The 26066-nt window shown below is 53.1% G+C and carries 24 protein-coding genes; 17 read left to right on the top strand and 7 right to left on the bottom strand.

Features of this window, described 5'->3' with window-relative positions; translation table 11 throughout:
* Positions 1-9 precede the first annotated feature (9 nt).
* On the bottom strand, positions 10-339 hold the full coding sequence (gene hdeB / locus NNN64_RS19050) for an acid-activated periplasmic chaperone HdeB (protein WP_005122660.1): 330 nt from the start codon (positions 337-339) through the stop codon (positions 10-12).
* Positions 340-738: 399 nt separating this feature from the next.
* On the opposite strand from hdeB, the gene NNN64_RS19045 reads away from it, so the two are divergent.
* The 7 genes from NNN64_RS19045 to NNN64_RS19015 are packed head-to-tail and all read left to right on the top strand — an operon-like array spanning position 739 to position 7656.
* Positions 739-1605 (top strand): MurR/RpiR family transcriptional regulator, encoded by an 867-nt coding sequence (locus NNN64_RS19045; RefSeq protein WP_271442385.1) that lies wholly within the window; start codon positions 739-741, stop codon positions 1603-1605.
* A 14-nt stretch (positions 1606-1619) separates the two neighbouring features.
* Positions 1620-2207, top strand: coding sequence for a D-alanyl-D-alanine dipeptidase (gene ddpX / locus NNN64_RS19040; RefSeq protein ID WP_271442384.1), 588 nt, complete (start codon positions 1620-1622; stop codon positions 2205-2207).
* 15 nt (positions 2208-2222) lie between these two features.
* Entirely contained in the window at positions 2223-3785 is a 1563-nt protein-coding gene (locus tag NNN64_RS19035; RefSeq protein WP_271442383.1) for an ABC transporter substrate-binding protein, read from the top strand.
* Positions 3786-3829: 44 nt separating this feature from the next.
* Positions 3830-4852 (top strand): ABC transporter permease, encoded by a 1023-nt coding sequence (locus NNN64_RS19030; protein ID WP_137383060.1) that lies wholly within the window; start codon positions 3830-3832, stop codon positions 4850-4852.
* Positions 4849-5745 (top strand): D,D-dipeptide ABC transporter permease, encoded by an 897-nt coding sequence (ddpC, locus tag NNN64_RS19025; protein WP_271442382.1) that lies wholly within the window; start codon positions 4849-4851, stop codon positions 5743-5745. Before NNN64_RS19030 ends, ddpC begins: the two co-directional genes overlap by 4 nt.
* Positions 5742-6728 carry an ABC transporter ATP-binding protein gene (locus NNN64_RS19020; RefSeq protein ID WP_271442381.1) on the top strand — a complete coding sequence of 329 codons (987 nt, stop codon included), beginning with the start codon at positions 5742-5744 and terminating at the stop codon, positions 6726-6728. Before ddpC ends, NNN64_RS19020 begins: the two co-directional genes overlap by 4 nt.
* A complete protein-coding gene (locus tag NNN64_RS19015; protein ID WP_271442380.1) occupies positions 6721-7656 on the top strand; it encodes an ABC transporter ATP-binding protein in 936 nt (311 codons plus the stop codon). Before NNN64_RS19020 ends, NNN64_RS19015 begins: the two co-directional genes overlap by 8 nt.
* Positions 7657-7666: 10 nt before the next feature.
* Here NNN64_RS19015 and NNN64_RS19010 read toward each other — a convergent pair whose 3' ends face one another.
* Positions 7667-8557, bottom strand: coding sequence for a LysR family transcriptional regulator (locus tag NNN64_RS19010; RefSeq protein WP_061067901.1), 891 nt, complete (start codon positions 8555-8557; stop codon positions 7667-7669).
* Between the two features lie 142 nt (positions 8558-8699).
* Between NNN64_RS19010 and NNN64_RS19005 the strand changes: the two genes are divergently transcribed.
* From NNN64_RS19005 to NNN64_RS18980, 6 genes are read left to right on the top strand one after another with little or no spacing between them, the layout of a single operon-like run.
* Positions 8700-9407 carry a CoA transferase subunit A gene (locus NNN64_RS19005; RefSeq protein WP_048211658.1) on the top strand — a complete coding sequence of 236 codons (708 nt, stop codon included), beginning with the start codon at positions 8700-8702 and terminating at the stop codon, positions 9405-9407.
* A 2-nt stretch (positions 9408-9409) separates the two neighbouring features.
* A complete protein-coding gene (locus NNN64_RS19000; protein ID WP_271442379.1) occupies positions 9410-10066 on the top strand; it encodes a CoA transferase subunit B in 657 nt (218 codons plus the stop codon).
* Positions 10067-10076: 10 nt separating this feature from the next.
* On the top strand, positions 10077-11282 hold the full coding sequence (locus NNN64_RS18995; protein ID WP_271442378.1) for an acetyl-CoA C-acetyltransferase: 1206 nt from the start codon (positions 10077-10079) through the stop codon (positions 11280-11282).
* Positions 11272-12195 carry a 3-hydroxyacyl-CoA dehydrogenase family protein gene (locus NNN64_RS18990; RefSeq protein WP_271442377.1) on the top strand — a complete coding sequence of 308 codons (924 nt, stop codon included), beginning with the start codon at positions 11272-11274 and terminating at the stop codon, positions 12193-12195. The genes NNN64_RS18995 and NNN64_RS18990 overlap by 11 nt, the downstream gene beginning before the upstream one ends.
* Before the next feature lie 37 nt (positions 12196-12232).
* Entirely contained in the window at positions 12233-13627 is a 1395-nt protein-coding gene (locus tag NNN64_RS18985; RefSeq protein ID WP_199951110.1) for a GntP family permease, read from the top strand.
* 11 nt (positions 13628-13638) lie between these two features.
* The gene (locus tag NNN64_RS18980; RefSeq protein WP_271442376.1) at positions 13639-14409 is read left to right on the top strand and encodes a 3-hydroxybutyrate dehydrogenase; all 771 of its coding nucleotides are present in this window, start codon (positions 13639-13641) and stop codon (positions 14407-14409) included.
* 84 nt (positions 14410-14493) lie between these two features.
* Here NNN64_RS18980 and osmC read toward each other — a convergent pair whose 3' ends face one another.
* Positions 14494-14925, bottom strand: a complete 432-nt coding sequence (gene osmC / locus NNN64_RS18975) for a peroxiredoxin OsmC (RefSeq protein WP_048211652.1) — start codon at positions 14923-14925, stop codon at positions 14494-14496.
* Between the two features lie 228 nt (positions 14926-15153).
* On the opposite strand from osmC, the gene sra reads away from it, so the two are divergent.
* The 3 genes from sra to NNN64_RS18960 all read left to right on the top strand — a co-directional run bounded on the left by sra (position 15154) and on the right by NNN64_RS18960 (position 19194).
* Complete coding sequence (sra, locus tag NNN64_RS18970) at positions 15154-15294, top strand: stationary-phase-induced ribosome-associated protein (RefSeq protein ID WP_005126806.1); 141 nt, start codon at positions 15154-15156, stop codon at positions 15292-15294.
* Between the two features lie 179 nt (positions 15295-15473).
* Positions 15474-17171 (top strand): malate dehydrogenase, encoded by a 1698-nt coding sequence (gene maeA, locus NNN64_RS18965; RefSeq protein WP_271442375.1) that lies wholly within the window; start codon positions 15474-15476, stop codon positions 17169-17171.
* A gap of 310 nt (positions 17172-17481) precedes the next feature.
* Positions 17482-19194 carry an ABC-F family ATP-binding cassette domain-containing protein gene (locus NNN64_RS18960; RefSeq protein ID WP_271442374.1) on the top strand — a complete coding sequence of 571 codons (1713 nt, stop codon included), beginning with the start codon at positions 17482-17484 and terminating at the stop codon, positions 19192-19194.
* Between the two features lie 80 nt (positions 19195-19274).
* On the opposite strand, the gene NNN64_RS18955 is transcribed toward NNN64_RS18960, so the two are convergent.
* From NNN64_RS18955 to fdnG, 4 genes are all read right to left on the bottom strand, one after another.
* Positions 19275-19877, bottom strand: coding sequence for an inorganic diphosphatase (locus tag NNN64_RS18955; RefSeq protein WP_271442373.1), 603 nt, complete (start codon positions 19875-19877; stop codon positions 19275-19277).
* 129 nt (positions 19878-20006) lie between these two features.
* Positions 20007-20663 carry a formate dehydrogenase-N subunit gamma gene (gene fdnI, locus NNN64_RS18950; RefSeq protein ID WP_271442372.1) on the bottom strand — a complete coding sequence of 219 codons (657 nt, stop codon included), beginning with the start codon at positions 20661-20663 and terminating at the stop codon, positions 20007-20009.
* The gene (gene fdnH, locus NNN64_RS18945) at positions 20656-21540 is read right to left on the bottom strand and encodes a formate dehydrogenase N subunit beta (RefSeq protein WP_271442371.1); all 885 of its coding nucleotides are present in this window, start codon (positions 21538-21540) and stop codon (positions 20656-20658) included. The genes fdnI and fdnH overlap by 8 nt, the downstream gene beginning before the upstream one ends.
* A 12-nt stretch (positions 21541-21552) precedes the next feature.
* Positions 21553-24600, bottom strand: coding sequence for a formate dehydrogenase-N subunit alpha (gene fdnG, locus NNN64_RS18940; RefSeq protein ID WP_271442370.1), 3048 nt, complete (start codon positions 24598-24600; stop codon positions 21553-21555).
* A gap of 286 nt (positions 24601-24886) precedes the next feature.
* Here fdnG and yddG point away from each other — a divergent pair, with 286 nt between their 5' ends.
* The gene (yddG, locus tag NNN64_RS18935) at positions 24887-25768 is read left to right on the top strand and encodes an aromatic amino acid efflux DMT transporter YddG (RefSeq protein WP_271442369.1); all 882 of its coding nucleotides are present in this window, start codon (positions 24887-24889) and stop codon (positions 25766-25768) included.
* Positions 25769-26066 lie beyond the last annotated feature (298 nt).

Genomic DNA, 26066 nt, shown 5'->3' with positions numbered 1-26066 from the left:
TGCTTAATCTTATTTAGATAATTCTTTTTTGATTTCTTCTTTTATTTTGCTTAATTCACTTTGCGGATGTTTTTTGCAAAGTTCAACGGTCAGAGGCACAGCTGTAGTGATGGTTTCGTTATAGTCTACGAAGTCACCGCCTTTGAAGTCTTCGTCTTCATTCAGCACCCAGAAAGCAACCGGAGCCATAGTTTGCGGGTTCAAATCAATAAACTCCTGGCAGCTCATGCCTTTCGGAGTGACTTCAGTTTTAGCGTTATCAGTTGCTGCATTGACGCTTACACTGGTTAACAGCGCTGCGACCAGGATGCCTGCTGTAGAAAGGGAGAATTTATTCATTGTAGTACTCCATTTATAATCCAGATAATATCTACACTTGCGCTTTAAACCGTTAATGTAGTTCGCAAAAAATAATACTCCCACCGTCAGAAGAATAAAGATTACGGTCATCGATATGGCTGAAATTTATATTTCACATTACTGATTCTGATGTCTGATAAGAAATGTTGCACACAATGTGATCGTTACGACGAAATCAGCAGATTCATCCCTCACTTACCCTACCGTTGCACCAAAACTGAACTACGCTGCACAAATGTTGATCATTAGTTAATGAAAATTGATATTTTTTAACAAGAAGCCCCGACGCAGCGCTGTCGCTGACCTGGCACGCGTCCTGCATTGTTAATCCGGTAACAGTGAAGCGGTATCTGACAAACAACTAACAGCGAGATGGTAATGACATCAAAACCTGAGTTATTTGCCCGCATAGAACAGACCTTTAGCCAGCTAACGCCCAGCGAAAAGCGCGTTGCCGGTTGGTTGTTAGCGCACGCTGCACAGATCCCTTTTGAAACGGCAGACGGCATCGCAAAAGCAGCAGGAACCAGTGGCATTACCGTCGGGCGTTACCTGCGTAAACTCGGTTTTCGTAACCTGGAAGATGCGAAAGCCAGCCTGCGTGAAATACCCGCTATTCCCTATCAGCCCTGGGGAATGAACGAGCGCCTGGACTCCTGGCACCAGCAGCAAAATCTACCTGACCGCGTACAACAGTCGCTGCTGCTGGAAATTGACGCTATCACCCACGTCTACCAACTGGCGCAAAGCGAGACATTTTTACGTATTGCGCAGCAATTAGCGCAGGCAGAAGCCGTTTATATTCTCGGTATCCAGTCCACCCGCGGGATCGCCAACGCCTTTTTTAGCCATCTGGAATATCTGCGACCGAAAGTGAGTTACTCCGAAGGACTTTCCGGTAGCTGGGTTGAGTCGCTGAACTCGGGATTTAATCAACCTTATGTCGTGATCACCGATACGCGCGCTTACTCGGCAACATCCCGACAATATTGCCGCGTTGCCAGTGAGCGTGGCATTCCTCTCGCGTTAATCACGGATGTATGGTGCCCCTGGGCCAGAGACTATGCCATTGATTTACTTCAGGTGAAAACGGACACCGGGCACTTCTGGGATTCGCTTGCTCCGGTGAGTTGTCTGTTCAACTTATTACTCTCCGCGGTGGTCGCGCAACTGGGCGACTCCCTCGCGGGACGCCTGCAAACCAATCGCCAGTTACAACAACAATTTGGTCAATTCGAACAATAAACAGGAAACGTGCTATGTCAGATACCCCACAACTGGTCGATTTGTCGGTGATATTCCCGTCACTGCATATCGATCTGAAATACGCTACAGCCGATAACATTACCGGCGCGCCTATCTACCAGGAAGCGCGCTGTCTGCTGCATTCCGAGGCCGTCACTGCGCTGGCCAAAAGCATCAGCATCGCGCAGCTGGCGGGTTTGTCATTGGTGGTGTATGACGCGTACCGCCCACAGCAGGCGCAGGCGATACTGTGGAATGCCTGTCCGGATCCGCAGTATGTGGTGGATGTGGCGATCGGTTCGAATCACAGCCGGGGTACGGCCATTGACGTCACGCTGATGGACACTCGCGGTAATGTGCTCGATATGGGGGCCGGTTTTGATGAAATGCATGACCGTTCCCATGCCTGGCACCCTTCAGTTCCTCCGGCTGCGCAGCGTAATCGACTGCTGCTCAATGCCATCATGTTCGGCGGCGGTTTTGTCGGCATCAACAGCGAGTGGTGGCATTTCGAACTGCCGAATGCCGCGCGTTACCCGCTGCTTGACGATCAAATAGCTTGTTACACTGTCACGTCTATAACAACACAACATCCCCTTTAATTCTGGAGCCTGGTTATGAAGACTACACCTGCGTTAACCTCGTTTTTTCGCCCCGCTCTGTTAGCCGTTGCGCTGGCGGTCGCCTTGCCTGCCGCGCAGGCTGCCGTCCCTAAAGACATGCTGGTTATCGGTAAAGCCGCCGATCCACAAACGCTCGACCCTGCTGTAACAATCGATAACAACGACTGGACGGTGACTTATCCCTCATATCAGCGTTTGGTTCAGTACAAAACTGAGGGCGGCAAAGGCTCCACGGAAGTTGAAGGTGATTTGGCCAGCGGCTGGAAAGCGTCTGATGACCAAAAAGAATGGACCTTTACCCTGAAAAGCGATGCTAAATTCGCCGACGGCACGCCAGTGACCGCTGATGCAGTAAAACAATCTTTTGAGCGCCTGCTCAAGATCGGTCAAGGGCCGGCTGAGGCATTTCCGAAAGATCTGAAAGTTGATGCCATCGACAACAACACGGTGAAATTTACCCTTAGCCAACCATTCGCGCCGTTCTTATATACGCTGGCCAATGACGGTGCCTCAATTATCAACCCGGCGATCTTAAAAGAGCATGCCGCGGATGATGCTCGTGGATTCCTGGCACAAAATACGGCTGGGTCTGGTCCCTTTATGTTGAAGAGCTGGCAAAAAGGACAACAACTGGTACTGGTACCCAACCCTCATTATTCCGGTCCTAAACCCACGTTTAAACGCGTTTCGGTCAAAATCATCGGGGAAAGCGCTTCCCGTCGTTTGCAACTGTCTCGTGGCGATATTGATATCGCCGATGCACTCCCTGTTGACCAGCTTGCTGCCCTCAAACAGGAAGGTAAAGTGAACGTGGCGGATTACCCATCATTGCGTGTGACCTATTTATACCTGAACAATAGCAAGGCACCGCTCAATCAGGTGGATTTGCGCCGCGCTATCTCATGGGCCACTGATTATAAGGGGATGGTGAAAGGGATCCTGAGCGGTAACGGCAAGCAGATGCGTGGTCCTATTCCTGAAGGGATGTGGGGTTTTGATGACAAGGCCATGCAGTACAGCTTTGATGAAGCGAAAGCAAAAGAAGCATTAGGTAACGTTGCCAACAAACCCGAAACCCTGAGCTTCCTGTACTCCGATAACGATCCTAACTGGGAGCCGATTGCACTCTCCACTCAGGCCAGCCTCGGCAAGTTAGGCATTAAGGTGAAACTGGAAAAACTGGCGAATGCCACCATGCGCGATCGCGTCGGTAAAGGTGACTATGACATTGCCATCGGTAACTGGAGCCCGGACTTTGCTGACCCGTACATGTTCATGAACTACTGGTTCGAGTCGGATAAGAAAGGCTTGCCGGGTAACCGTTCATTCTATGAAAACAGTGAGGTCGATAAGTTGCTGCGCAGCGCGCTGGCCACTACCGACCAGGTTGCCAGAACCAATGATTACCAGCAGGCGCAAACCATCGTCATTGATGAAGCGGCTTACGTCTATTTATTCCAGAAAAACTACCAGCTGGCGATGAATAAAGACGTCAAAGGTTTTGTCTTCAACCCCATGCTGGAACAGGTCTTCAACATCGCCACCATGAGTAAATAAGCCACGTTAATGCGGAGCCAATCTGGCTCCGCAAGGGGAAGCCAATGACGTTCTGGAGCATTTTACGCCAGCGATGCTGGGGACTTATCCTGGTGGTTGCCGGTGTCTGTGTAATCACTTTTATTATTTCGCACCTGATCCCGGGCGACCCCGCACGGCTGCTGGCCGGCGATCGCGCCAGCGATGAAATTGTCGAAAATATTCGCCAACAGCTGGGACTGAATCAGCCGCTGTATATTCAGTTTTTCCGTTATGTCAGCGATATTTTTCAGGGTGATTTAGGCACCTCCATTCGCACCGGCCGGCCGGTACTGGATGAACTGCGCGTGTTCTTCCCTGCCACGCTTGAATTGGCCTTCTGCTCTCTGCTGCTGGCGCTGATCATCGGTATCCCGTTGGGTATTCTGTCTGCTGTCTGGCGCAACCGTTGGCTCGACCATCTTGTCCGCCTGATGGCTATTACCGGTATTTCGACCCCGGCATTCTGGTTGGGCCTCGGCGTTATCGTGCTGTTTTATGGCCATTTGCAGATTTTACCCGGCGGCGGACGGCTTGATGACTGGCTCGATCCCCCCACGCACGTCACCGGTTTCTATCTGGTTGATGCGCTGCTGGAAGGCAACGCAGAGGTCTTTTTCAATGCGCTGCAGCACCTGATCCTGCCGTCGTTGACGCTGGCCTTTGTGCACTTAGGGATCGTTGCCCGACAGATTCGCTCCGCCATGCTGGAACAACTGAGTGAAGATTATATCCGCACCGCGCGGGCCAGTGGTTTACCGGGTTGGTATATCATTTTGTGTTATGCGTTGCCGAATGCGTTGATTCCGTCGATAACCGTGCTGGGTCTGGCCCTGGGCGATCTGCTCTATGGTGCAGTACTGACCGAAACGGTCTTTGCCTGGCCAGGCATGGGCGCCTGGGTTGTGACCTCCATTCAGGCACTCGATTTCCCGGCAGTCATGGGATTTGCCGTGGTGGTCTCTTTTGCGTATGTGCTGGTCAACCTGGTGGTGGATCTCCTTTACCTGTGGATTGACCCGCGAATCGGACGTGGAGGTGCACAGTGATGCTCACACAAGAAACACCCGCCCCATCACCAGCGACCCGCCGCCGTGTTGACTGGGCAAAGCTATTCTGGATGATGAAGCGCAGTCCGCTGACGCTGATTGGCGGCGTCATTATTGTACTGATGCTACTGTTAATGGTGCTCTCTCCGTGGATCACCCCTTACGATCCTAACGCCATCGATCTGACCGCGCGCCTGTTGCCACCGTCGGCCATCCACTGGTTTGGCACCGATGAAGTGGGTCGTGATCTGTTCAGCCGCGTCCTGGTCGGAAGTCAGCAGTCAATTGTCGCCGGTCTGGTGGTGGTCGGTATCGCTGGTGGGCTGGGCTCGCTGTTGGGATGCCTGTCTGGCGTGATGGGCGGACGTGCCGATGCGATCATCATGCGTATGATGGATGTTATGCTGTCCATTCCTTCGCTGGTACTGACAATGGCACTGGCCGCCGCATTAGGGCCAAGTCTGTTCAACGCCATGCTGGCGATTGCGATTGTACGTATTCCTTTCTATGTACGTCTCGCGCGCGGTCAAACGTTGGTCGTTCGTCAGTTTACTTATGTACAGGCCGCACGAACCTATGGTGCATCCCGCTGGCATCTGATCAGCTGGCATATTTTACGCAATTCACTTCCCCCGCTGATTGTGCAGGCATCACTGGACATTGGCAGTGCGATCCTGATGGCCGCCACGCTCGGATTTATTGGGCTCGGCGCTCAACAACCCAGCGCTGAATGGGGCGCAATGGTGGCGATTGGTAGAAACTACGTACTTGATCAGTGGTGGTATTGTGCATTTCCTGGTGCCGCCATTCTGATTACCGCCGTGGGTTTTAATCTCTTTGGTGATGGTATTCGCGATCTGCTGGATCCGAAAGCCGGAGGAAAACAGTCATGACACAACCAGTCCTGGAGATCGAGAATTTGCACCTGAGCTTCCCCGGTTATAAAGCGGATGTGCATGCGCTGAATCATGTGTCGCTGCATATCAACCGGGGGGAAATTGTCGGCGTGGTCGGTGAGTCTGGCTCAGGGAAATCCGTCACGGCCATGCTCGCCATGCGTCTGTTACCCGAAGGAAGCTACCGCATCCATCAGGGGCGCGTTACGCTGCTGGGTGAAGATGTTTTAACTGCCAGCGAAAAACAAATGCGCCAGTGGCGCGGCCAACGCGTGGCGATGATTTTCCAGGAGCCGATGACGGCGTTGAATCCAACACGACGAATCGGCCAACAAATGGTGGAGGTCATCCGTCACCATCAGGCATTGAGCCGCACGGATGCCCGGCAGAAAGCCATCGCTTTACTGGAAGAAATGCAAATCCCGGATGCCCCGGAAGTCATGTCCCGCTTCCCGTTTGAGCTTTCTGGGGGGATGCGTCAGCGCGTGATGATTGCGCTCGCGTTCTCCTGCGAGCCAGACCTGATCATTGCCGATGAACCCACCACTGCGCTGGATGTCACAGTACAGCTTCAGGTACTGCGATTACTGAAGCTTAAAGCACGGGCCAGCGGTACCGCCGTGTTGTTTATCAGCCATGATATGGCCGTCGTCTCGCAATTGTGTGACCGGTTATACGTTATGTATGCCGGGAGCGTGATTGAAAGTGGTCCAACACAAACCGTTATTCAGCACCCCACGCATCCCTACTCTATTGGCCTCCTGAAATGTGCGCCTGAGCACGGTGAACCGCGTGCTTTGCTCCCCGCGATTCCGGGTACCGTACCGAATTTAACCTGTTTACCTGTCGGATGCGCATTCCGCGAGCGCTGCTTTGCCGCGGGGCCTCGCTGTGAAGAAACACCTGATTTATGCAGCCAGGGCGGTGCGGATCAACAGTCCGCCTGCTGGTACCCACAACTGGAGACGACACATGTCTGATATTTTACTGGACCTGCAGGATGTTCATATCAACTTCCCCGCGCGAAAAAACTGGCTCGGCAAAGTAACAGAGCGGGTGCATGCACTCAACGGTCTGGATTTACAAATCCGCCAGGGGGAAACGCTGGGGATTGTTGGTGAATCCGGTTGCGGTAAAAGTACGCTGGCACAACTGCTGATGGGGATGATCAAACCGAGCCAGGGGTACTATTCTTGCAGCGGGGGCAACAATGGTATGCAGATGGTCTTTCAGGACCCGCTTTCATCCCTGGACCCGCGCTTGCCGGTATGGCGAATAATCACTGAGCCGGTATGGATCCAAAAGCGTAGCGCTGAACGCGAGCGCCGCGCCCTGGCCGAGGATTTGGCTCGACAGGTAGGGATTCGTCCGGAATATCTCGATCGCCTGCCGCATGCCTTTTCCGGCGGGCAGCGCCAGCGTATTGCCATCGCCCGCGCGCTGTCATCGGAGCCGGATGTGATCGTCCTTGATGAGCCGACGTCGGCACTGGATATTTCGGTACAGGCGCAAATCCTCAATCTGCTGGTTGCATTGCAGGCACGCCGGAATCTGACGTTTGTGCTGATATCGCATAACGTATCGGTCGTACGGCATATGAGCGACCGCGTGGCGGTGATGTATCTTGGGCAAATTGTCGAACTGGGCGATGCGCAGCAGGTTCTCTCGCATCCGGCACATCCTTACACCCGTCTGTTGCTGGATTCGGTGCCTAAAACGGGTACGCCGCTGGCTGAGGATTTGGTCCTGCGTAAAACCGAACTCCCTGGCAACAGGACGCTACCGCAAGGCTGTTTTTTCCGCGACAGATGCCCGCTGGCAACCCACGGATGTGAAAAAAAACAGACATTATTGAAAAATGAAGCCGGACGGGAAGTTCGCTGTTGGCGGGCCATTGATATCTGTTGACTGCGCATTTTCAGGCGAGATACGCCTTTTTCAGCGCGTCCACCAGCATTCCCGACGCGGTTGATAATTTATGGTGTGCCGAACGCAGCACCCCGATCCGCCGCTGGATCACGGGACCGTCAAGCTCTATACAGGTTGCGCCAAGTTCCGTCATTTGTGTTCGACACAGTGCGGGAACTGCGCTGCCGCCCAATCCGTTTGCCACCATACGGCCAACGGTCACCAGTTGATGACTTTCCAGCGCCACGTCCAGCGTATGTCCGCTTTGCACCAGTTGTTCTTCCAGCATCAGGCGCACGGCAGATGGACGTTGCAGCGTAATAAAATCCAGCGTCAGCAATTCGCGCCACGCAATACGCTCTCGCCCCGCCAGCCTGGACGTTGGCGGGACGATCGCCACAAAACGATCGACACCAAGCGGTGTGAAGTGCAGTTGCCCTGAATAATCAGGCTCGAAGGCGATCCCCATCTCCACCCGCCCTTCACTCACCATTTCAATGACCTGTTCGTTTATGACATCGTGAACCGTCACGTTAATACCGGAATAGCAATCCCGAAAGGTTTTCAGTACCTGTGGCAAGACGTTAGCCGCAAACGAAGGCATGGCAGCAATGGAGATTTTACCGCGTTGCAACGTAAAGCGCTGGCGCATCGCTTCTTCAGTATTCTCCCAGTCAGCAAGCAGTTGTCGCCCCATATTCAGCAACGTTTCGCCTTCCTGTGTCAGGGTGACTTTGCGCGTCGTGCGCAGCAGTAAGGCCCCACCCAGCGAGTCCTCAAGCCCTTTAATCGCCAGACTTAACGCAGGTTGCGACATATTCAGTCGTTCACTGGCATGAGCAAAATTCAGAGTGTGAGCTACCGCTAAAAACGCGCGTAACTGTTTGATGCTCATTCCCATTTCTCATTCCTTTAACCTATTGAATACCTTTAATTAACATTAAATTGATAAAAAAACCCAATGAGTGAGTCACAAATTTAAAATTAACAAATCATTTTTCACCCCCAATGATGTCGGCAAGGACAACTGGAGGGACAAGTATATGGCTGGACTGGATAAACGTGTCGCCACGTATCAAGAGGCGCTGGCTGGGCTGACCGACAACATGACGCTGCTGGCAGGCGGTTTTGGTTTATGCGGCATTCCTGAAAACCTGATTGCCGAAGTACGCCGTCGGGAGGTTCAGGGATTGACTGTCGTCTCAAACAACTGCGGTGTAGATGGTTTTGGCCTCGGTGTGCTGCTGGAAACACGCCAGGTACGCAAAGTGGTGGCGTCCTATGTTGGCGAAAATGCGCTGTTTGAAAAGCAGGTATTGAGCGGTGAACTGGAAGCCATTCTGACCCCACAGGGCACGCTGGCTGAGCAGTTACGGGCCGGCGGCGCGGGGATCCCGGCGTTTTTCACCGCCACGGGATACGGCACCCCCGTCGCCGAAGGCAAAGAGGTACGTGAATTTGACGGCCGTCCTTACATCATGGAACAGGCGATTACGGGGGATTTTGCGCTGGTCAAAGGCTGGAAAGCCGACTGGTACGGCAACGTTATCTACCGCCACACTGCCCAGAACTTTAATCCGCTGATGGCCGCCGCCGGGCGCATTACCGTCGTGGAAGTTGAAGAAATTGTTCCTCCCGGTGAACTGGACCCTGCGGCGATTCATACCCCGGGAATTTTCGTAAACCGCATCATTCAGGGGCAGTTTGAAAAACGCATTGAACAACGCACCCTGCGCCAGAAAGGAGCCTGACCATGTTAACACGTGAACAAATGGCGATGCGTGTCGCCCGGGAACTGCGCGACGGTTATTACGTCAACCTCGGGATCGGTATTCCAACCTTAGTGGCCAACTATATCCCCGAGGGTATGGACGTGATGCTGCAGTCGGAGAACGGTCTGTTGGGGATGGGCCCGTTTCCGACCGAAGACGAACTGGATGCCGACATGATCAACGCCGGGAAACAGACCGTGACGGCACGTAAAGGCGCGGCAATTTTCGATTCAGCACAGTCTTTCGCCATGATCCGCGGTGGTCACGTTGACCTGACGGTGCTTGGCGCATTTGAGGTGGACACCAATGGCAACATTGCGTCGTGGATGATCCCCGGAAAGATGGTGAAAGGCATGGGCGGCGCAATGGACCTGGTGGCCGGGGCTGAAAACATCATTGTGGTCATGACGCATGCGTCCAAAAGCGGTGAGTCCAAGCTGCTCCCCGCCTGCACCCTGCCATTAACCGGAGTGGCCTGCATTAAACGCGTGCTTACCGACCTGGCGCTACTGGAGATCGCCAACGGCGCATTCATCCTGCGCGAACGTGCGCCGGGCATCAGCGTTGAGGAGATTGTTGCCAGGACCGCTGGAAAACTGATCGTTCCCGACAATGTGCCCGAAATGCAATTCAACTGAGGAGCTGACCATGCAGGATGTTGTTATTGTCGCGGCAACGCGCACACCCATTGGCAGTTTCCACGGGGCGTTGGCACCGCTCAGTGCCGTGGAACTGGGGGCGGTGGTGATCCGCTCTCTGTTGGAAAAAACCGCCGTCGCGCCGGAGCACATTGACGAGGTGATCCTGGGACAGGTTCTGACGGCGGGCAGCGGCCAGAATCCGGCCAGACAGACAGCATTACGGGCAGGTTTGCCGGTGACGGTCCCTGCGCTAACCATCAACCTGGTATGTGGTTCAGGCCTGAAAGCGGTGCAACAGGCGGTCCAGGCTATCCGCTGTGGTGATGCGGACATCGTCATTGCCGGAGGCCAGGAAAGCATGAGCAATGCGCCCTATTTTCTCGACGGCGCACGCTCGGGCCTGCGCTTGGGGCATGCCAGTCTGAAAGACAGTGTGGTGCACGACGGACTGTGGGATGCGTTTAACGACTACCACATGGGCATTACTGCTGAAAACCTGGCAGATAAGTTTGTTATCAGCCGCGAACAACAGGATGCCTTTGCACTGCAGTCTCAGCAGAAAGCCGCAGCGGCAATTGAAGCCGGTCGATTCAATGCAGAAATCACGCCGGTCAGCGTTCCACAAGGGAAAAAGCCACCACGTTTGGTTGAGCGTGATGAACAGCCACGCCCGGATACTCAGGCGGAGAAACTGGCACAACTGAAACCGGCTTTTCGCCCTGGCAATGGCACGGTCACCGCAGGGAATGCCTCATCAATCAACGACGGCGCGGCGGCGGTGATGCTGATGAGCGCCACCAAAGCCGCAACGCTCAACCTGCCGGTACTGGCCCGCGTCGCGGGTTACGCCGTTTCCGGTGTCGACCCGTCTATCATGGGTATTGGCCCGGTAGAAGCCTCGCTCCAGTGTCTGAAACGCGCCGGGTGGACACTCAATGACGTTGATCTTATCGAAGCTAACGAAGCATTTGCCGCACAGGCGCTGGCGGTGGGTGAAGCTCTGAACTGGGACAGCAACAGAGTTAACGTCAACGGCGGAGCGATTGCACTGGGTCATCCGATTGGCGCCTCTGGCTGCCGCATTCTGGTGACCCTGTTACATGAAATGGCACGCCGCAACGTCACCAAAGGACTGGCCACATTGTGCGTAGGGGGTGGTCAGGGTGTCGCACTGGCGGTTGAGCGTTCAACAGGAGAACAGCATGCAAAATAATCACTTTAGCGTCCTCGGCGCGGGGTTAATGGGCGTCGGCATTGCCACCCATTTTGCCCGTTTTGGCCACAATATCTGGCTATTTGATACCGATAGCGACCGGATAGCTGAAATTACCGCCGTTGCCGGGAGTATTCTCGATGAGCTGATCGCGACGGACCAGTTTCATGCAGAGGAAAAAAAATCGGTTCTCGCGCGACTACACGGCACAACCTCGCTGGCCGATATCGCCGCATCGGGATTACTGATTGAAGCGATCCCGGAACGACTCGAGCTTAAGCACGCACTGTATGCACAACTGGAAGCATTAATCGCCCCAGATGCGGTGATTGCCAGTAATACCAGCGGCCTGCCGCCGGATGCGCTGGCAGAAAAACTCACCCACCCCGAACGGTTGCTGATCGCCCATTTCTGGCATCCACCGCACTTTATTCCGCTGGTTGAAATTGTGCCGGGCACGGCAACCGAACCTGAATATCTCAGCGAATTGCAGCAATTGCTGGTCGCGATGCAACTGGAGGCGGTGGTGCTCGATCGTGCCGCACCCGGGTTTGTCGGCAACCGCTTGCAATTCGCCCTGCTGCGTGAAGCGCTGCATATCGTCAAAAGCGGGATCGCCAGCGCGGAAGTGGTGGATCAGGTGATGCGCGCCTCCCTCGGACGTCGCTATGCCATGGTCGGCCCGCTGGAAGCGGCTGATATGACCGGACTGTCCACCGTGCAGGACATTTGCCGCCATCTGCTCCCAACACTCGCCACCGGCAGTGACATGATGTCACTTGTTGCTGACAAGGTTGCCAACGGCGACACCGGCTTGCGCAGTGGCCAGGGCTTTTATCGCTGGGATGATTCGCGCAAGGAATACATTCAGCAACGCCGTGAACATCAACTGCGCTTTGCCCTGAAGCCATAACGTCTCTTTCTGTACCCCACTATAATAATAAGGAGTCATGATGAGTGTATTAATCGCCCTGGCAGCGCTGGGCTTGCTGATGCTGGCAGCCTATCGCGGATACAGCGTTATCCTGTTTGCCCCCATCGCGGCATTAGGTGCTGTTCTGCTTACGGAACCGAGCGCCGTCGGCCCCGCTTTCACCGGTCTGTTTATGGAAAAAATGGTCGGTTTTGTAAAGCTTTACTTCCCGGTGTTCTTGCTGGGAGCTGTGTTTGGCAAGTTAATCGAGTTATCCGGTTTTTCCCGTTCAATCGTTGCTGCTGCTATTAATATTCTCGGGCGACGCCATGCAATCCCGGTCATTGTGCTGGTATGTGCTCTCCTGACCTACGGCGGCGTGTCATTGTTCGTGGTCGCCTTTGCGGTGTATCCGTTCGCGGCTGAACTGTTCCGCCAAAGTAATATTCCCAAACGTCTGATCCCGGCAACCGTCGCGCTGGGGGCATTCTCCTTTACGATGGATGCCCTGCCGGGTACGCCGCAGATCCAGAACATCATTCCAACCAGCTTCTTTGGGACTAACGCCTGGGCCGCGCCGTGGCTGGGGCTGATAGGTTCGCTATTTATTATCTTTGTTGGTCTGGTGTATCTCGAACGCCAGCGCCGGAAAGCGCAGGCGAAAAATGAGGGCTATGGCACTGAACTGTTAAATGAACCGGAAACACCGGATAACATTAATCTGCCAAACCCGATTATTGCTATTTCTCCGCTGATCCTGGTGGGGGTATTTAACCTGCTGTTTACCCGCTGGATCCCGCAGTGGTATGGCGCGACGCATCAATTGGAACTCCCGGGACTTGCCAAACCTATTACCACTGAAGTGGGAAAAATTACGGCTATTTGGGCCGTAGAAGCAGCATTGATATCGGGGATCCTGCTGGTGGTGCTATTCGGCTATCGCAATATCAAAGGTCGCCTGGCTGAAGGCAGCAGAACGGCGGTTGGCGGCGCTATCCTCGCGGCGATGAATACCGCATCAGAATACGGTTTTGGCGCGGTTATCGCCGCCCTGCCGGGATTTCTGGTGTTGTCAAAAGCACTGGCGGCCATTCCCGATCCGTTGCTCAATGAAGCGATCAGCATTACCACTCTGGCCGGGATCACCGGCTCGGCATCCGGCGGGATGAGTATCGCGCTTGCGGCAATGTCCGATACGTTTATTGCTGCCGCACATGCCGCCAATATTCCACTCGAAGTCTTCCACCGCGTCGCATCGATGGCGAGCGGCGGCATGGACACTCTGCCACATAACGGCGCGGTCATTACCCTGCTGGCGATTACTGGCCTCAGCCACCGTCAGGCGTACGGCGGGATTTTTGCCATCACCGTAATCAAAAGCCTGGCCGTGCTGTTTGTTATCGGCGTCTTCTACACCACAGGAATCGTTTAAGGAGAATCATCATGAACTTAACGGGTAAAACCGCTCTGGTTACTGGCTCGACCAGCGGTATCGGTTTAGGTATCGCTCAGGTACTGGCACAAGCAGGAGCCACCCTGATTCTTAACGGTTTCGGTGATGTGGAGGCCGCTAAAGACGCGGTTGCGCAGTACGGTAAAACCCCAGGTTTCCATGGCGCGGATCTGAGCGATGAAGCGCAAATTGCCGATATGATGCGTTACGCTGAAAGTGAGTTTGGTGGTGTGGATATTCTGGTTAACAACGCTGGGATCCAACATGTTTCACCAGTAGAAACGTTTCCGGTAGCCAAATGGAACGCGATTATCGCTATTAACCTCTCCTCCGTTTTTCACACTACGCGCCTGGCCCTGCCCGGTATGCGCGAGCGTAACTGGGGACGCATTATTAATATCGCTTCGGTGCACGGGCTGGTCGCGTCAAAAGAGAAATCGGCGTATGTTGCAGCCAAGCATGGCGTGGTGGGTTTAACCAAGACGATTGCGTTGGAAACCGCACAGACCGGTGTCACCTGTAATGCACTATGCCCAGGCTGGGTGTTGACCCCGCTGGTCCAGCAGCAGATCGACAAGCGTATTGCTGAGGGTGCTGAGCCCACTGCGGCACGCGATGCCTTATTGGCAGAAAAGCAGCCGTCACGCGAATTTGTCACACCGACACAGTTGGGTGAGCTGGCGCTATTTCTGTGCTCAGACGGCGCGGCGCAGGTGCGAGGCGTTGCGTGGAATATGGATGGCGGCTGGGTGGCTCAGTAATACCCACGGGTGCCGGATAAGACCGACTTACATCCGGCACTGTCGTAGGCCGGATAAGACGCAGTCGCATCCGGCACGCCACGATTAAGACTTCAGTTGATAATCCAGCGTAATTTCGGCTTTCAGAACCTGCGACACCGGGCATCCGGCTTTCGCTTTCTGAATAATCCCGTCAAACGTAGCGGCGTCTATCCCCGGCACGCTCACCTGGCTGTGTAACGCCACTTTGGTGATCGCAAAACCGGCATCCACCTTATCCAGAGAAACATCGGCAGTCGTATCAATGGCATCGGGTGTAAAACCGGCTTCGCCCAACATCAACGACAGTGCCATTGAGAAGCAGGCAGCATGTGCTGCACCAATCAACTCTTCAGGGTTAGTACCTTTGACGCCTTCAAAACGCGTATTAAATCCATACGGTTGCTGGTTAAGTACGCCACTTTCTGTCGACACGGTCCCTTTGCCGCGTTTAATGTCGCCTTCCCAGTGGGCCTGACCTTTCTTATGGATAGTCATTACCGCTCTCCTGTGTTGTCATCGGAGTAACAAGTATAGGCCTCATGGGAAAATGCATGACTCATAATGGAAAGTTCTGCATTTCCTGCTTAAGCATTGACCTTTCAGATAAAATGACCGACCATCCAGAGAGCCGTTAATGTACTCATCGGCTTTTTGTCAGGTTGTATTTCGTCCGTTCTTACGCGGGCTCGCCCTTGAAACCAGTAACAGGATTAAGGAGTTAGAATGAAATCGAACCGTCAGGCCCGTCATATTCTTGGACTGGACCACAAAATCTCCAATCAACGTAAAGTCGTGACCGAAGGCGACAAATCCAGCGTGGTCAACAATCCTACCGGAAGAAAGCGCCGCGCTGACAGCAAGTAGTTCCCCGCACGACATACTGATTAACGAGATAAACACCATTGCAACCGCAGTGGTGTTTTTGCTTATAAAACCCCTTAACCCATTCACAATGCTTTATACTTCGCCCGTTTCCCTGGCAGACAGGCTACATACGATCATAAAGAGTGCCAGGGACGGTTATTCAAAAAAGAGTGAGTGACATGGAAAACGAAACTAAAAAACTGCGTTCCCTTTACATCCCTTACGCTGGCCCGGTACTGCTTGAGTTTCCCCTACTGAACAAAGGGAGTGCCTTCAGCATCGAAGAACGCCGTAACTTCAACCTGCTGGGGTTACTGCCGGAAGTTGTCGAGTCGATTGAAGAACAGGCTGAACGTGCCTGGATCCAATATCAGGGATTCAAAACAGAAATCGATAAGCATATCTACCTGCGCAACATCCAGGACACCAACGAAACCCTGTTCTATCGACTGGTACATAATCATCTTGATGAGATGATGCCGGTTATCTACACCCCAACGGTGGGTGCGGCCTGTGAGCGTTTCTCCGAGATCTACCGTCGTGCACGCGGTGTGTTTATCTCGTATCAGAACCGTCACAACATGGACGATATTCTGCAAAACGTCCCGAACCACAATATCAAAGTCATCGTTGTCACCGACGGTGAACGCATCCTTGGTCTTGGCGATCAGGGTATCGGCGGCATGGGTATTCCGATCGGCAAGCTGTCTCTGTACACCGCCTGCGGTGGGATTAGTCCGGCGTACACGCTGCCCGTGGTGCTGGATGTGGGGACCAACAACCAGCAATTGCTCAACGATCCTCTGTATATGGGTTGGCGTAACCCGCGCATTACTGATGATGAATACTACGAATTCGTCGATGAGTTCATCCAGGCAGTGAAGCATCGCTGGCCGGACGTACTGCTGCAATTCGAAGACTTCGCGCAGAAAAACGCGATGCCGCTGCTCAACCGCTATCGCGACGAAATTTGCTCGTTCAACGATGATATTCAGGGCACCGCGGCGGTCACTGTGGGAACGCTGATTGCAGCCAGCCGTGCGGCCGGCAGCCAGTTGAGCGAGCAGAACATTGTTTTCCTTGGAGCCGGTTCCGCAGGTTGCGGGATCGCCGAGCAGATCATCGCACAAATCCAGCGTGAAGGATTGAGCGAAGAAGCCGCGCGTCAACGCGTGTTTATGGTCGACCGCTTTGGCCTGTTAACCGATAAAATGCCAAACCTGCTCTCCTTCCAGACTAAGCTGGTGCAAAAACGCGAGAACCTGCAACATTGGGATACACAGGAAGATGTGCTGTCACTGCTTGATGTTGTTCGCAACGTCAAGCCAGACATCCTGATCGGCGTTTCCGGCCAGACGGGCCTGTTTACCGAAGAAATCATCCGTGAAATGCACAAGCATTGCCCGCGTCCGATCGTCATGCCGCTGTCTAACCCGACCTCGCGCGTAGAAGCGACGCCACAGGATATTATCGCCTGGACCGAGGGTAACGCGCTGGTCGCCACCGGTAGCCCGTTCTCTCCGGTAGTGTGGAAAGATAAGATCTACCCCATTGCCCAGTGTAACAACGCCTATATCTTCCCGGGTATCGGCCTTGGCGTTATTGCCTCAGGCGCAAAACGCATCACCGATGAGATGCTGATGTCAGCCAGTGAAACCCTGGCGCAGTATTCACCGCTGGTACTCAACGGCGAAGGGCTGGTGTTACCGGAGCTGAAAGATATTCAGACCGTATCTCGCGCCATTGCCTTTGCCGTCGGTAAAATGGCGCAGCAGCAAGGTGTGGCGGTGAAAACGTCTGCCGAAGCGCTGCAACAGGCAATCGACGACAATTTCTGGCAGGCAGAATATCGCGACTACCGTCGTACTTCTATTTGACGGTTTGCCCGGTGGCGATCCTGTCGCCGGGCGCTCAACACTTGCACAACGGTGTCAGTTGCGATTACACTTTCACCATCGATTAACATTCGGAAATATAAAAGGAGGATACTTATGCTGTACTGTGAACGTTTCATCGTTTCACATGCTTTTGGCGATCGCCAGTGCTCAAGCGTTATCGGTATCGTGCTGCGATAACTTCTGCTTGAGCGAAGCTAACTTCTAAATCCCCTTCTCTCGGGCTTACCGGGTTATCGTCAGCGATGTTTGACGAGGCGTTTTTACGCCTGTAACTCTTGAGTAAGCAACAATGAGCACATTACTAACCGCACAATCCTTACACGTTGATACGGCATTCGGCACCCTGTTCGACTCTCTCTCTTTTACCCTGAAAAAAGGCGACCGTATTGGGCTAATCGGCTACAACGGCTGCGGAAAAAGCACGCTGTTAAAACTGCTTGATGGCACAATCGCTCCCACCAGTGGAATCATTGCGCAGGCGAATCACTGCCACCTCGCCCGCGTGGAGCAGCACTTGCCGGACGATATACTGCCACTTACGTTGCAGGAGGCTGTACTTGCTCAGCTTCCTGAACATGAGCGCGCCAGCCAGCAGTGGCGCGTTGAAGCGTTGCTCGCCGAAATGGGCTTTACACCGGAAAATTTGCATCTCACTGCGCAAACGCTGAGTGGTGGACAGCATACTCGCCTGCTGCTGGCGCGTGCGCTAATGCGAAACCCTGACCTGATGCTACTGGACGAACCTGGCAACCACCTGGATTTGCCGACATTGCTGTGGCTGGAGCAGTTCTTACAGAACTGGTCTGGCAGCTTCGTGGTAGTGTCCCATGATCCACAACTGCTTGATGCCGTCACGCAGGGAACATGGATCCTGCGCGATCGCACACTGCACGCTTTTGATCTTCCCTGCAGCGCCGCCCGTCAGGCGCTGGTTGAGAGAGATGCCAGCGATGCACTGCGCTATAAGGCGGAACAAAAGGAAATTGACCGCGTTACCGCCAGTGCCAAACGACTGGCAACCTGGGGGCGTGTCTACGACAACGAAGATTTGTCCCGCAAAGCGAAGCAGATGGAAAAGCAGGTGCAGCGCCTGAAGGATGTTCAGACGGAAGTGACCGCAGGAAGTCAGTGGACACTAACATTACAGGGGGATGCCCTGCGTGCCGATCGCCTGCTGGAAATGACAAACCTGTCTGTCGCGCCAGCCCCTGACGCCGCGACGTTATTTTCCATCGCCGGTATCAGGATAAAAAGTGGTGACCGGGTGGCAATTGTTGGGCGTAACGGCTGTGGGAAATCATCGCTGCTACGGCTTATCTGGCAGCAGTTTCAGTCGGAAATAACATCGCATTCACTGGTGTTGCACCCTCGCGTCACACTGGGGTATTACGATCAGACGTTACACCAGATCGCAGATGACGACACGTTGTTTGATGCGCTCGAACCGTTTGCTCCGCAGCCTGATGTTCGCAAGATGGCGCTGATCAGTGCGGGATTCCCGTGGGTTCGCCATCAGCAGCGGGTCAATACCTTAAGCGGTGGAGAGCGCTCGAGGCTACTGTTTGTCGGGCTTACGCTGGCGCGTTATAGCCTGCTAATGCTCGATGAACCGACCAACCATCTGGACATGGAAGGTAAAGAAGCGCTAGCGCAGACGCTACAAAGTTTCAGCGGCGGCGTGCTGCTGGTCAGCCATGACCGTCAGCTTATCAGCCAAAGCTGTAATCGGTTCTGGTTTATCGATAATGGCGAACTTAGCGAATGGCACGATCTGGACGCGATTAACGATCGTATTCGGGAAACGTCTGAGGAGATGAGCGTTCCCAAAACGGTGGTCGAAGCGAGAGCCGAAATACGCGGTGACAGCGATAGATTGCTGGAACAACTCCTTGAGCTGGAGCAGCGTTTGGCCGACGATCTCGCCCGCAAGCCGAAACATCAAAAGCCGTTGTTGCAGGCGCAATGGCGTAAGGAGATAGAGGAGATAACGGCGAAACTCTGATAACAACGCCCGGTGGCGCGACGCTTACCGGGCCTACAAAAATGTAGGCCGGATAAGCACTAGCGCCATCCGGCAATGCGTTACTGCTGCGGTTTTTTCTCTTTCCAGGCATCCCATGCCTGCTTGATCTCTTGTTTCGCGGTGGCCGCATCGTTAAAGCCATTTAACTCTACTTTCTTACGCCCTTCCGGCAACGCTTTGTATACGCGGAAAAATGACTCCAGTCGTTGCACTTCGATCTTTGGCAAATCGCTCAACTCTTTGATGTCGTCATAGGTGGGGTCAATTTTGCTGGCCGGCACGGCGACAATTTTATCGTCCTTTTCCCCGCCATCGATCATCTTCAGCACGCCAATCGCGCGCAACTTGATCAGCGTTCCTGGGGCCAGCGGTGCCCGGGTATAGAAAATCACATCCAGCGGGTCACCGTCACCTGCCAGGGACTGGGTCAATGAGCCGTAGTTTGCCGGATAGGCAACCGGCATCGACTGGAAGCGATCGGCGACGATAAAGCCGGTTTTCGCATCGGTTTCATATTTGATGATCCCGCCTGCCGGGATTTCGGTCACGGCATAAAACTCTTCCGGGTTATTCTCCGGCTGCGGAAATTCGAGGATATTCTGCGCCTGAGCGGACGCACAGAGAAATACGCTGACTGCGAGTAATTTTTTCACCAGATGCATTGTCTTTTAACTCTTCTCTTATTGGAAAGACAACACCTTACGTTTACCAGATGACAGAAACATGACGTTTTTTTGGCAAAAAAAATGGCGCTACATCCGCAGCGCCATTGTTGTCAGAAAGCGTCAGGTTTACTTAACCCCTTCTTCACTCTCTTTCTTCGCTTCCAGCTTTTCAACATCGCGATACCAGCGTGGGTGATGTTTCTTCGCCCAGCGACGGCTCACTTTCCCTTCGACCATGCCTTTAATTGATCCTTTCACCCAAAATGCCATATACATATGGATGAGGATAGCGTGCATCAGAATAATGCCCGCCGCAGCGTGGATCAGCAGGCTGTAACGCACGACCTGCATCGGGAAATACTGCGCAAAGTATGGACGCCAGATAATAATGCCCGTGACCAGTAGCACAAAAATCATGCTCATGATCGACCAGAACATCATTTTCTGTCCGGCGTTGTATTTGCCCACATCCGCCACTTTATGTTCATTGCCTTTCAGCACTTCCACAATGTTTTTCAGCCACGGGATGTCTTTCTTATCCGGGATGTTGTGGTGAACAAAGCGCACAAACATGAACATCAGCGCAACGAAGATCAGCAAACCAAAGAAGGGGTGCAGAATACGCCCCATCTGCGGCGTACCGAAGGTTTGCGTCAGCCATTGTAGGGTCGGGAAGAAAAACGAAATCCCCGACAGCGCCACCAGGAAAAAGCAGATCACCACCGTCCAGTGACAGGCGCGATCGATAAACTTCGTGCGCACAATCATTTTCGACTTACTCATGATGATCCTCCTCGTCGTCGTCCACTTCCTTATTCGGACCAATACCAATGTAGTGGTAAATCAGTCCGGCAAAGGTGGCGATAAATCCGGCGGCGGCCAACGGTTTCAGTGCCCCTTTCCACAAATTGATAGAGGTATCTATCTGCGGATCTTTCGGCAAACCGTGGTACAGCTCCGGCTGGTTGGCATGATGCAGAACGTACATGACGTGCGTACCACCCACACCCTGCGGGTTGTAGAGTCCGGCATGTTCAAAACCGCGAGCTTTCAGTTTGGCCACCCGCTGTTCGCCCATTTCCAGCATTTCCTGCTTGGTGCCGAAATGTATTGCCCCTGTTGGACAGGTCTTCACGCAGGCAGGTTCTTGCCCAACGCTGACGCGATCCACACACAGCGTACATTTATACACGCGGTTATCCTCTTTATTGAGGCGCGGAATATTAAATGGACACCCGGCAATACAGTACCCGCAACCAATGCAATGCTCTGACTGGAAATCAACAATCCCGTTCGCGTACTGGATGATTGCCCCAGCAGACGGGCATGCCTTCAGGCAGCCCGGATCTTCACAGTGCATACAGCCGTCTTTACGGATCAGCCATTCCAGCTTGCCGTTCTGTTCGGTTTCGGTAAACCGCATGACCGTCCAGGACTTGGCGCTGAGATCGGCGGGGTTGTCATACACCCCGACGCAATGCCCCACTTCATCACGGATATCGTTCCACTCTGAGCAAGCCACCTGACAGGCTTTACAGCCTATACAGGTGGAAACGTCGATCAGTTTCGCGACTTCGGCTTTGTAATCACGAGCCTGCGGTGGCGGCGTGATGGAGTTTGTTGCGGACCTTTTGATGATGTCCTGCGTTTCCATAGACATATATTCGCCCCCTTACGCCTTCTCGATGTTAACTAAAAACGCTTTGTATTCCGGCGTTTGCGAGTTTGCATCACCGACGTTCGGCGTCAGGGTGTTGGCGATAAAGCCTTTACGCGCGACTCCTTCAAAGCCCCAGTGGATCGGGATCCCTACGGTTTCGACCTTCTGGCCGTTGACGTTCAGGGTTTGCAGACGGCGGGTGACCACCGCAACCGCACGAATAAATCCACGTTTGCTGCTGACTTTCACGTAGTCGCCGTTGCCGATACCTTTTGCTGACGCCAGCGTTTCGCTGATTTCCACAAACTGCTCTGGCTGGGCAATCGCATTCAACAATGCGTGTTTGGTCCAGGTGTGGAAATGTTCGGTCAGACGATAGGTGGTTCCGACGTATGGGAAGTCCTGCTTCGTCCCCATGCGCAATGCATCCGCCTCGTACAGACGCGCTGCCGGGTTGGAGATCACGTTCGGGTGCAGCGGGTTAGTACCCAGCGGCGTTTCCATCGGCTCGTAATGTTCCGGGAACGGCCCTTCCGCCAGCTTATCGATGGCAAACAGACGCCCCAGCCCTTCCGGCTGCATGATAAACGGATTGGTGCCACTGCCCGGCGCAGCGTTGTTGAAGTCAGGGATATCGTTACCGGTCCACTTAGTCCCGTTCCACTGGATCAACATTCGTTTCGGATCCCACGGTTTACCCTGTGGATCTGCCGAAGCGCGGTTGTACAGTACACGGCGGTTTAGTGGCCATGCCCATGCCCAACCCAGCGTATTACCAAGACCTGATGGGTCGGCATTATCGCGGTTGGCCATCTGGTTGCCCTGCTCGGTCCAGCTACCGGTATAAATCCAGCAGGAGGATGACGTTGTACCGTCATCACGCAGGAGCGCAAAGCTGTTGAGCAACTGACCTTTTTTCGCCACCAGTACGCCATTGGCATCATAGAGATCTTCCAGCGCATAGCCGTTGTTCTCTTTGGCCACTTCCTCGGAATGCGGTTCGTCCGGTAGCTTATAGTTCCAGCTCATTTTCAGCACAGGCTCTACAGCTTTACCGCCTTCGGTGCGATACATTTCGCGCAGACGATGGTAAATACCGGCCAGAATTTCGCCGTCATTACGTGCTTCACCCGGTGCATCCTGACCTTTCCAGTGCCACTGCAGCCAACGGCCAGAGTTAGCAATCGAGCCGTCTTCTTCTGCAAAACAGGTGGATGGCAGACGGAAAACTTCAGTCTGAATCGACGCCGGATCGACATCGTTGGATTCGCCGTGGTTTTGCCAGAATGTGGACGTTTCTGTGACCAGCGGATCAATAACCACCAGATACTTCAGTTTGCTAAGGCTCTGCACCACTTTGTTTTTGTCCGGGAAGGACGCAACCGGGTTAAAGCCCTGACAGATGTAGCCGGTGACTTTCCCGCTATCCATCATGTTGAAATATTTGATGACGTCGTAGGACTGATCCCACTTCGGCAGCCATTCAAAGCCCCAGTCGTTTTCTTTCTGCGCCGCATCGCCGTAGAAAGATTTCATCAAACTGACGAAGAACTTCGGATAGTTGCCCCAATAGTTAACCTGGGAGGCCAGCGTCGCTTTGGGTGTATTGGCGGCCAGATAGGTTTGCAGATCAGTCTGCTTTTCTGACGGTAGCGTCAGATACCCGGGCAGGCTGGTCGATAACAGACCCAGGTCAGTTAAGCCCTGAATGTTGGAGTGACCGCGTAATGCGTTTACGCCGCCACCGGCCATCCCCATGTTACCGAGCAGCAACTGGATCATTGCCATGGTGCGGATGTTCTGCGCACCAACGGTATGCTGCGTCCAGCCCAGCGCGTACAGGAAGGTGGTGGTACGATCGGCCGCACTGGTGGAGGCCAGAACTTCACACACTTTCAGGAAGTCGGCTTTCGGCGTACCGCAGATGTTTTCCACCACATCCGGCGTGTAACGGGAAACGTGCTGTTTGAGCAGGTTCCAGACGCAGCGTGGATGACTTAAGGTTTCATCGCGTTTTGCGTAGCCATTTTCATCGAACTGGTAGTTCCAGGACGACTTATCGTATTGACGTTTTTTAGCGTCGTAACCGCTGAACAGACCGTCTTCAAAAGCAAAATCATCCCGCACCAGCAGGCTGGCGTTGGTGTAGTGCTTAACGTATTCAGCATTGATTTTGTTATTTTCAATCAGATACAGCAATACGCCGGACAGGAACGTAATGTCCGTGCCGGAGCGAATCGGCGCATAGATATCCGCAACCGACGCTGTACGTGTAAAACGGGGATCGACAACAATCAGCGTAGCATCATTGTTGTTTTTAGCTTCCATCGCCCAGCGGAATCCTACCGGATGTGCTTCAGCGGCGTTACCGCCCATTACCATCACGACGTTAGCGTTTTTGATATCAACCCAGTGGTTGGTCATCGCACCGCGACCAAATGTTGGAGCAAGACTTGCTACCGTTGGTCCGTGTCAGACGCGTGCCTGGTTGTCTACTGCCAGCATGCCGAGTGAGCGCACAAATTTTTGCGTCAGCATGCCGGTTTCATTACTCGCCGCAGATGCACACAGCATCCCGGTTGAAAGCCAGCGGTTTACCGTAACGCCCTGCTCATTCTTCTCAATAAAGTTGGCATCACGGTCTGCTTTCATCAGTTTTGCAATGCGGGAGAACGCTTCATCCCAGCTGATGCGTTGCCATTTGTCGGAACCAGGAGCGCGATATTCCGGGTAGCGTAAACGGCTTTCGCTGTGCACGTAATCCAGTAATCCTGCGCCCTTAGGACAAAGTGCCCCACGGCTCACCGGATGATCGGGATCCCCCTCGATATGATAAATCGACTCTTTGGCGTTTTTTGCTCCATCACCAAGGCTATACATTAATAGCCCGCAACCTACGGAACAGTATGTGCAGGTGTTTCGGATCTCTTTTGCGCGTAACAGTTTGTAGTTTCGCGCCTGAGCCAGTGCCATTTTGGGTGCAAAACCCAGTGCTGCCACTGTTGTTCCCGCCATACCGCCCGCGCAGATTTTAAAGAATTGTCTGCGGCTGACGTCCATTGCTTTCCTCTTTTTTACAGGGGTTCGTACAAGACATCTTTCACCTTGCGCCAGCGCGGCAGTCTGAAAGATGACATGTACAACTTCGCGTCGAAACTAACAGCTATATCCATATTTTTTTTGCGTCAAATCAATAACGAAACGGTTCCGCTACTAAATAGTGCAGTTTGTGTAACCTTTGTACCCACAAGGAGTTAGCTAAAAGCTAATTAGTTAGCCCGTACTGACGTAAAAGTGCTATAAATTTCAGCTTCATTTTTGCCAGGACGACGGACAGACAAACAGCATGACAAAACAAAAAGCAACGTTAATCGGACTCATCGCCATCGTGCTGTGGAGCACGATGGTGGGGTTGATGCGTGGAGTGAGTGAAGGACTGGGGCCGGCGGGCGGCGCAGCGATGATTTTCTCATTAAGCGGTATTCTGCTGATATTTACCGTCGGATTTCCGAATATCAAAAAAATTCCGCCTCGCTATTTAATCGCGGGTAGCGTGCTTTTTGTCAGCTATGAAATTTGCCTGGCTTTGGCATTAGGTTATGCCGCTACCCGACACCAGGCAATAGAAGTAGGAATGGTCAATTATCTCTGGCCAAGTCTGACGATTTTGTTTGCTATATTATTTAATGGTCAAAAAACAAACTGGATGATTATTCCAGGATTAATTCTCGCATTGACCGGAGTCTGCTGGGTTTTAGGTGGCGAGAACGGTCTAAATCCAGGTGAAATTATCAGCAACATTGCCAGTAGTCCGCTGAGTTATTTTCTCGCATTTTTGGGTGCTTTTATCTGGGCAACATATTGCACCGTCACTAATAAATTTGCGAAAGGGTTTAATGGCATTACCGTTTTTGTTTTACTGACCGCGACAAGTTTGTGGGTCTACTATTTTATGACGCCCCAACCAGAAATGGTTTTTAGCACACCGGTGACCATTAAGATGTTCACGGCTGCATTAACGCTAGGATTTGCCTACGCAGCATGGAATATCGGAATTTTACACGGTAATGTCACTGTCATGGCGGTAGGGTCTTATTTCACCCCTGTGCTTTCTTCTGCACTGGCTGCCGTATTGCTCAGCGCCCCGCTGTCGTTCTCGTTCTGGCAAGGCGCACTGATGGTCTGTGCTGGCTCACTACTTTGCTGGCTGGCAACACGTCGGGCATAGAAATCAGGCCGGGTTTCTGGCATAGAGATAGAACCCGGCTACACTCTGGTCAGTTAACGGATAATAATTGTACATTTCGCTTGTGTTTTATGTTTTTATTTGTTTAATTAAATGTTAAATGACTGGTAGTTAATCAACACCCGAAAATATTATATGTTCACCTATAACCCTCCGGTTGTATATATTTTACATAGGTTACTAACGATTAGTAAACCATAATCAGCACAATAGTCCCCGTCGAAAATATATCCCAACAAAAGGTCACATATTAAGATTAATATAATCAGCTGTATTATGT

This window comes from Citrobacter sp. Igbk 14 (genome assembly GCF_028069825.1).
In the GTDB taxonomy this organism is placed as follows: Bacteria; Pseudomonadota; Gammaproteobacteria; order Enterobacterales; family Enterobacteriaceae; genus Citrobacter.
Note: the sequence above shows the minus strand (reverse complement) of the source record. Positions and strands in the feature narration are given on the sequence as shown.

What these genes read in the sequence shown, in the direction of transcription:
- sra (WP_005126806.1), top strand. Translation starts at nt 15,154, where the DNA reads ATGAAATCGAACCGTCAGGCCCGTCATATTCTTGGACTGGACCACAAA.
- osmC (WP_048211652.1), bottom strand. Translation starts at nt 14,925, where the DNA reads ATGACTATCCATAAGAAAGGTCAGGCCCACTGGGAAGGCGACATTAAA.
- NNN64_RS19000 (WP_271442379.1), top strand. Translation starts at nt 9,410, where the DNA reads ATGTTAACACGTGAACAAATGGCGATGCGTGTCGCCCGGGAACTGCGC.
- NNN64_RS19005 (WP_048211658.1), top strand. Translation starts at nt 8,700, where the DNA reads ATGGCTGGACTGGATAAACGTGTCGCCACGTATCAAGAGGCGCTGGCT.
- NNN64_RS19045 (WP_271442385.1), top strand. Translation starts at nt 739, where the DNA reads ATGACATCAAAACCTGAGTTATTTGCCCGCATAGAACAGACCTTTAGC.
- NNN64_RS19020 (WP_271442381.1), top strand. Translation starts at nt 5,742, where the DNA reads ATGACACAACCAGTCCTGGAGATCGAGAATTTGCACCTGAGCTTCCCC.
- NNN64_RS19035 (WP_271442383.1), top strand. Translation starts at nt 2,223, where the DNA reads ATGAAGACTACACCTGCGTTAACCTCGTTTTTTCGCCCCGCTCTGTTA.
- hdeB (WP_005122660.1), bottom strand. Translation starts at nt 339, where the DNA reads ATGAATAAATTCTCCCTTTCTACAGCAGGCATCCTGGTCGCAGCGCTG.
- yddG (WP_271442369.1), top strand. Translation starts at nt 24,887, where the DNA reads ATGACAAAACAAAAAGCAACGTTAATCGGACTCATCGCCATCGTGCTG.
- fdnI (WP_271442372.1), bottom strand. Translation starts at nt 20,663, where the DNA reads ATGAGTAAGTCGAAAATGATTGTGCGCACGAAGTTTATCGATCGCGCC.
- NNN64_RS18985 (WP_199951110.1), top strand. Translation starts at nt 12,233, where the DNA reads ATGATGAGTGTATTAATCGCCCTGGCAGCGCTGGGCTTGCTGATGCTG.
- NNN64_RS19030 (WP_137383060.1), top strand. Translation starts at nt 3,830, where the DNA reads ATGACGTTCTGGAGCATTTTACGCCAGCGATGCTGGGGACTTATCCTG.
- NNN64_RS18980 (WP_271442376.1), top strand. Translation starts at nt 13,639, where the DNA reads ATGAACTTAACGGGTAAAACCGCTCTGGTTACTGGCTCGACCAGCGGT.
- NNN64_RS19010 (WP_061067901.1), bottom strand. Translation starts at nt 8,557, where the DNA reads ATGGGAATGAGCATCAAACAGTTACGCGCGTTTTTAGCGGTAGCTCAC.
- NNN64_RS18990 (WP_271442377.1), top strand. Translation starts at nt 11,272, where the DNA reads ATGCAAAATAATCACTTTAGCGTCCTCGGCGCGGGGTTAATGGGCGTC.
- NNN64_RS18955 (WP_271442373.1), bottom strand. Translation starts at nt 19,877, where the DNA reads ATGCATCTGGTGAAAAAATTACTCGCAGTCAGCGTATTTCTCTGTGCG.
- NNN64_RS19015 (WP_271442380.1), top strand. Translation starts at nt 6,721, where the DNA reads ATGTCTGATATTTTACTGGACCTGCAGGATGTTCATATCAACTTCCCC.
- maeA (WP_271442375.1), top strand. Translation starts at nt 15,474, where the DNA reads ATGGAAAACGAAACTAAAAAACTGCGTTCCCTTTACATCCCTTACGCT.
- ddpX (WP_271442384.1), top strand. Translation starts at nt 1,620, where the DNA reads ATGTCAGATACCCCACAACTGGTCGATTTGTCGGTGATATTCCCGTCA.
- NNN64_RS18995 (WP_271442378.1), top strand. Translation starts at nt 10,077, where the DNA reads ATGCAGGATGTTGTTATTGTCGCGGCAACGCGCACACCCATTGGCAGT.
- fdnH (WP_271442371.1), bottom strand. Translation starts at nt 21,540, where the DNA reads ATGTCTATGGAAACGCAGGACATCATCAAAAGGTCCGCAACAAACTCC.
- NNN64_RS18960 (WP_271442374.1), top strand. Translation starts at nt 17,482, where the DNA reads ATGAGCACATTACTAACCGCACAATCCTTACACGTTGATACGGCATTC.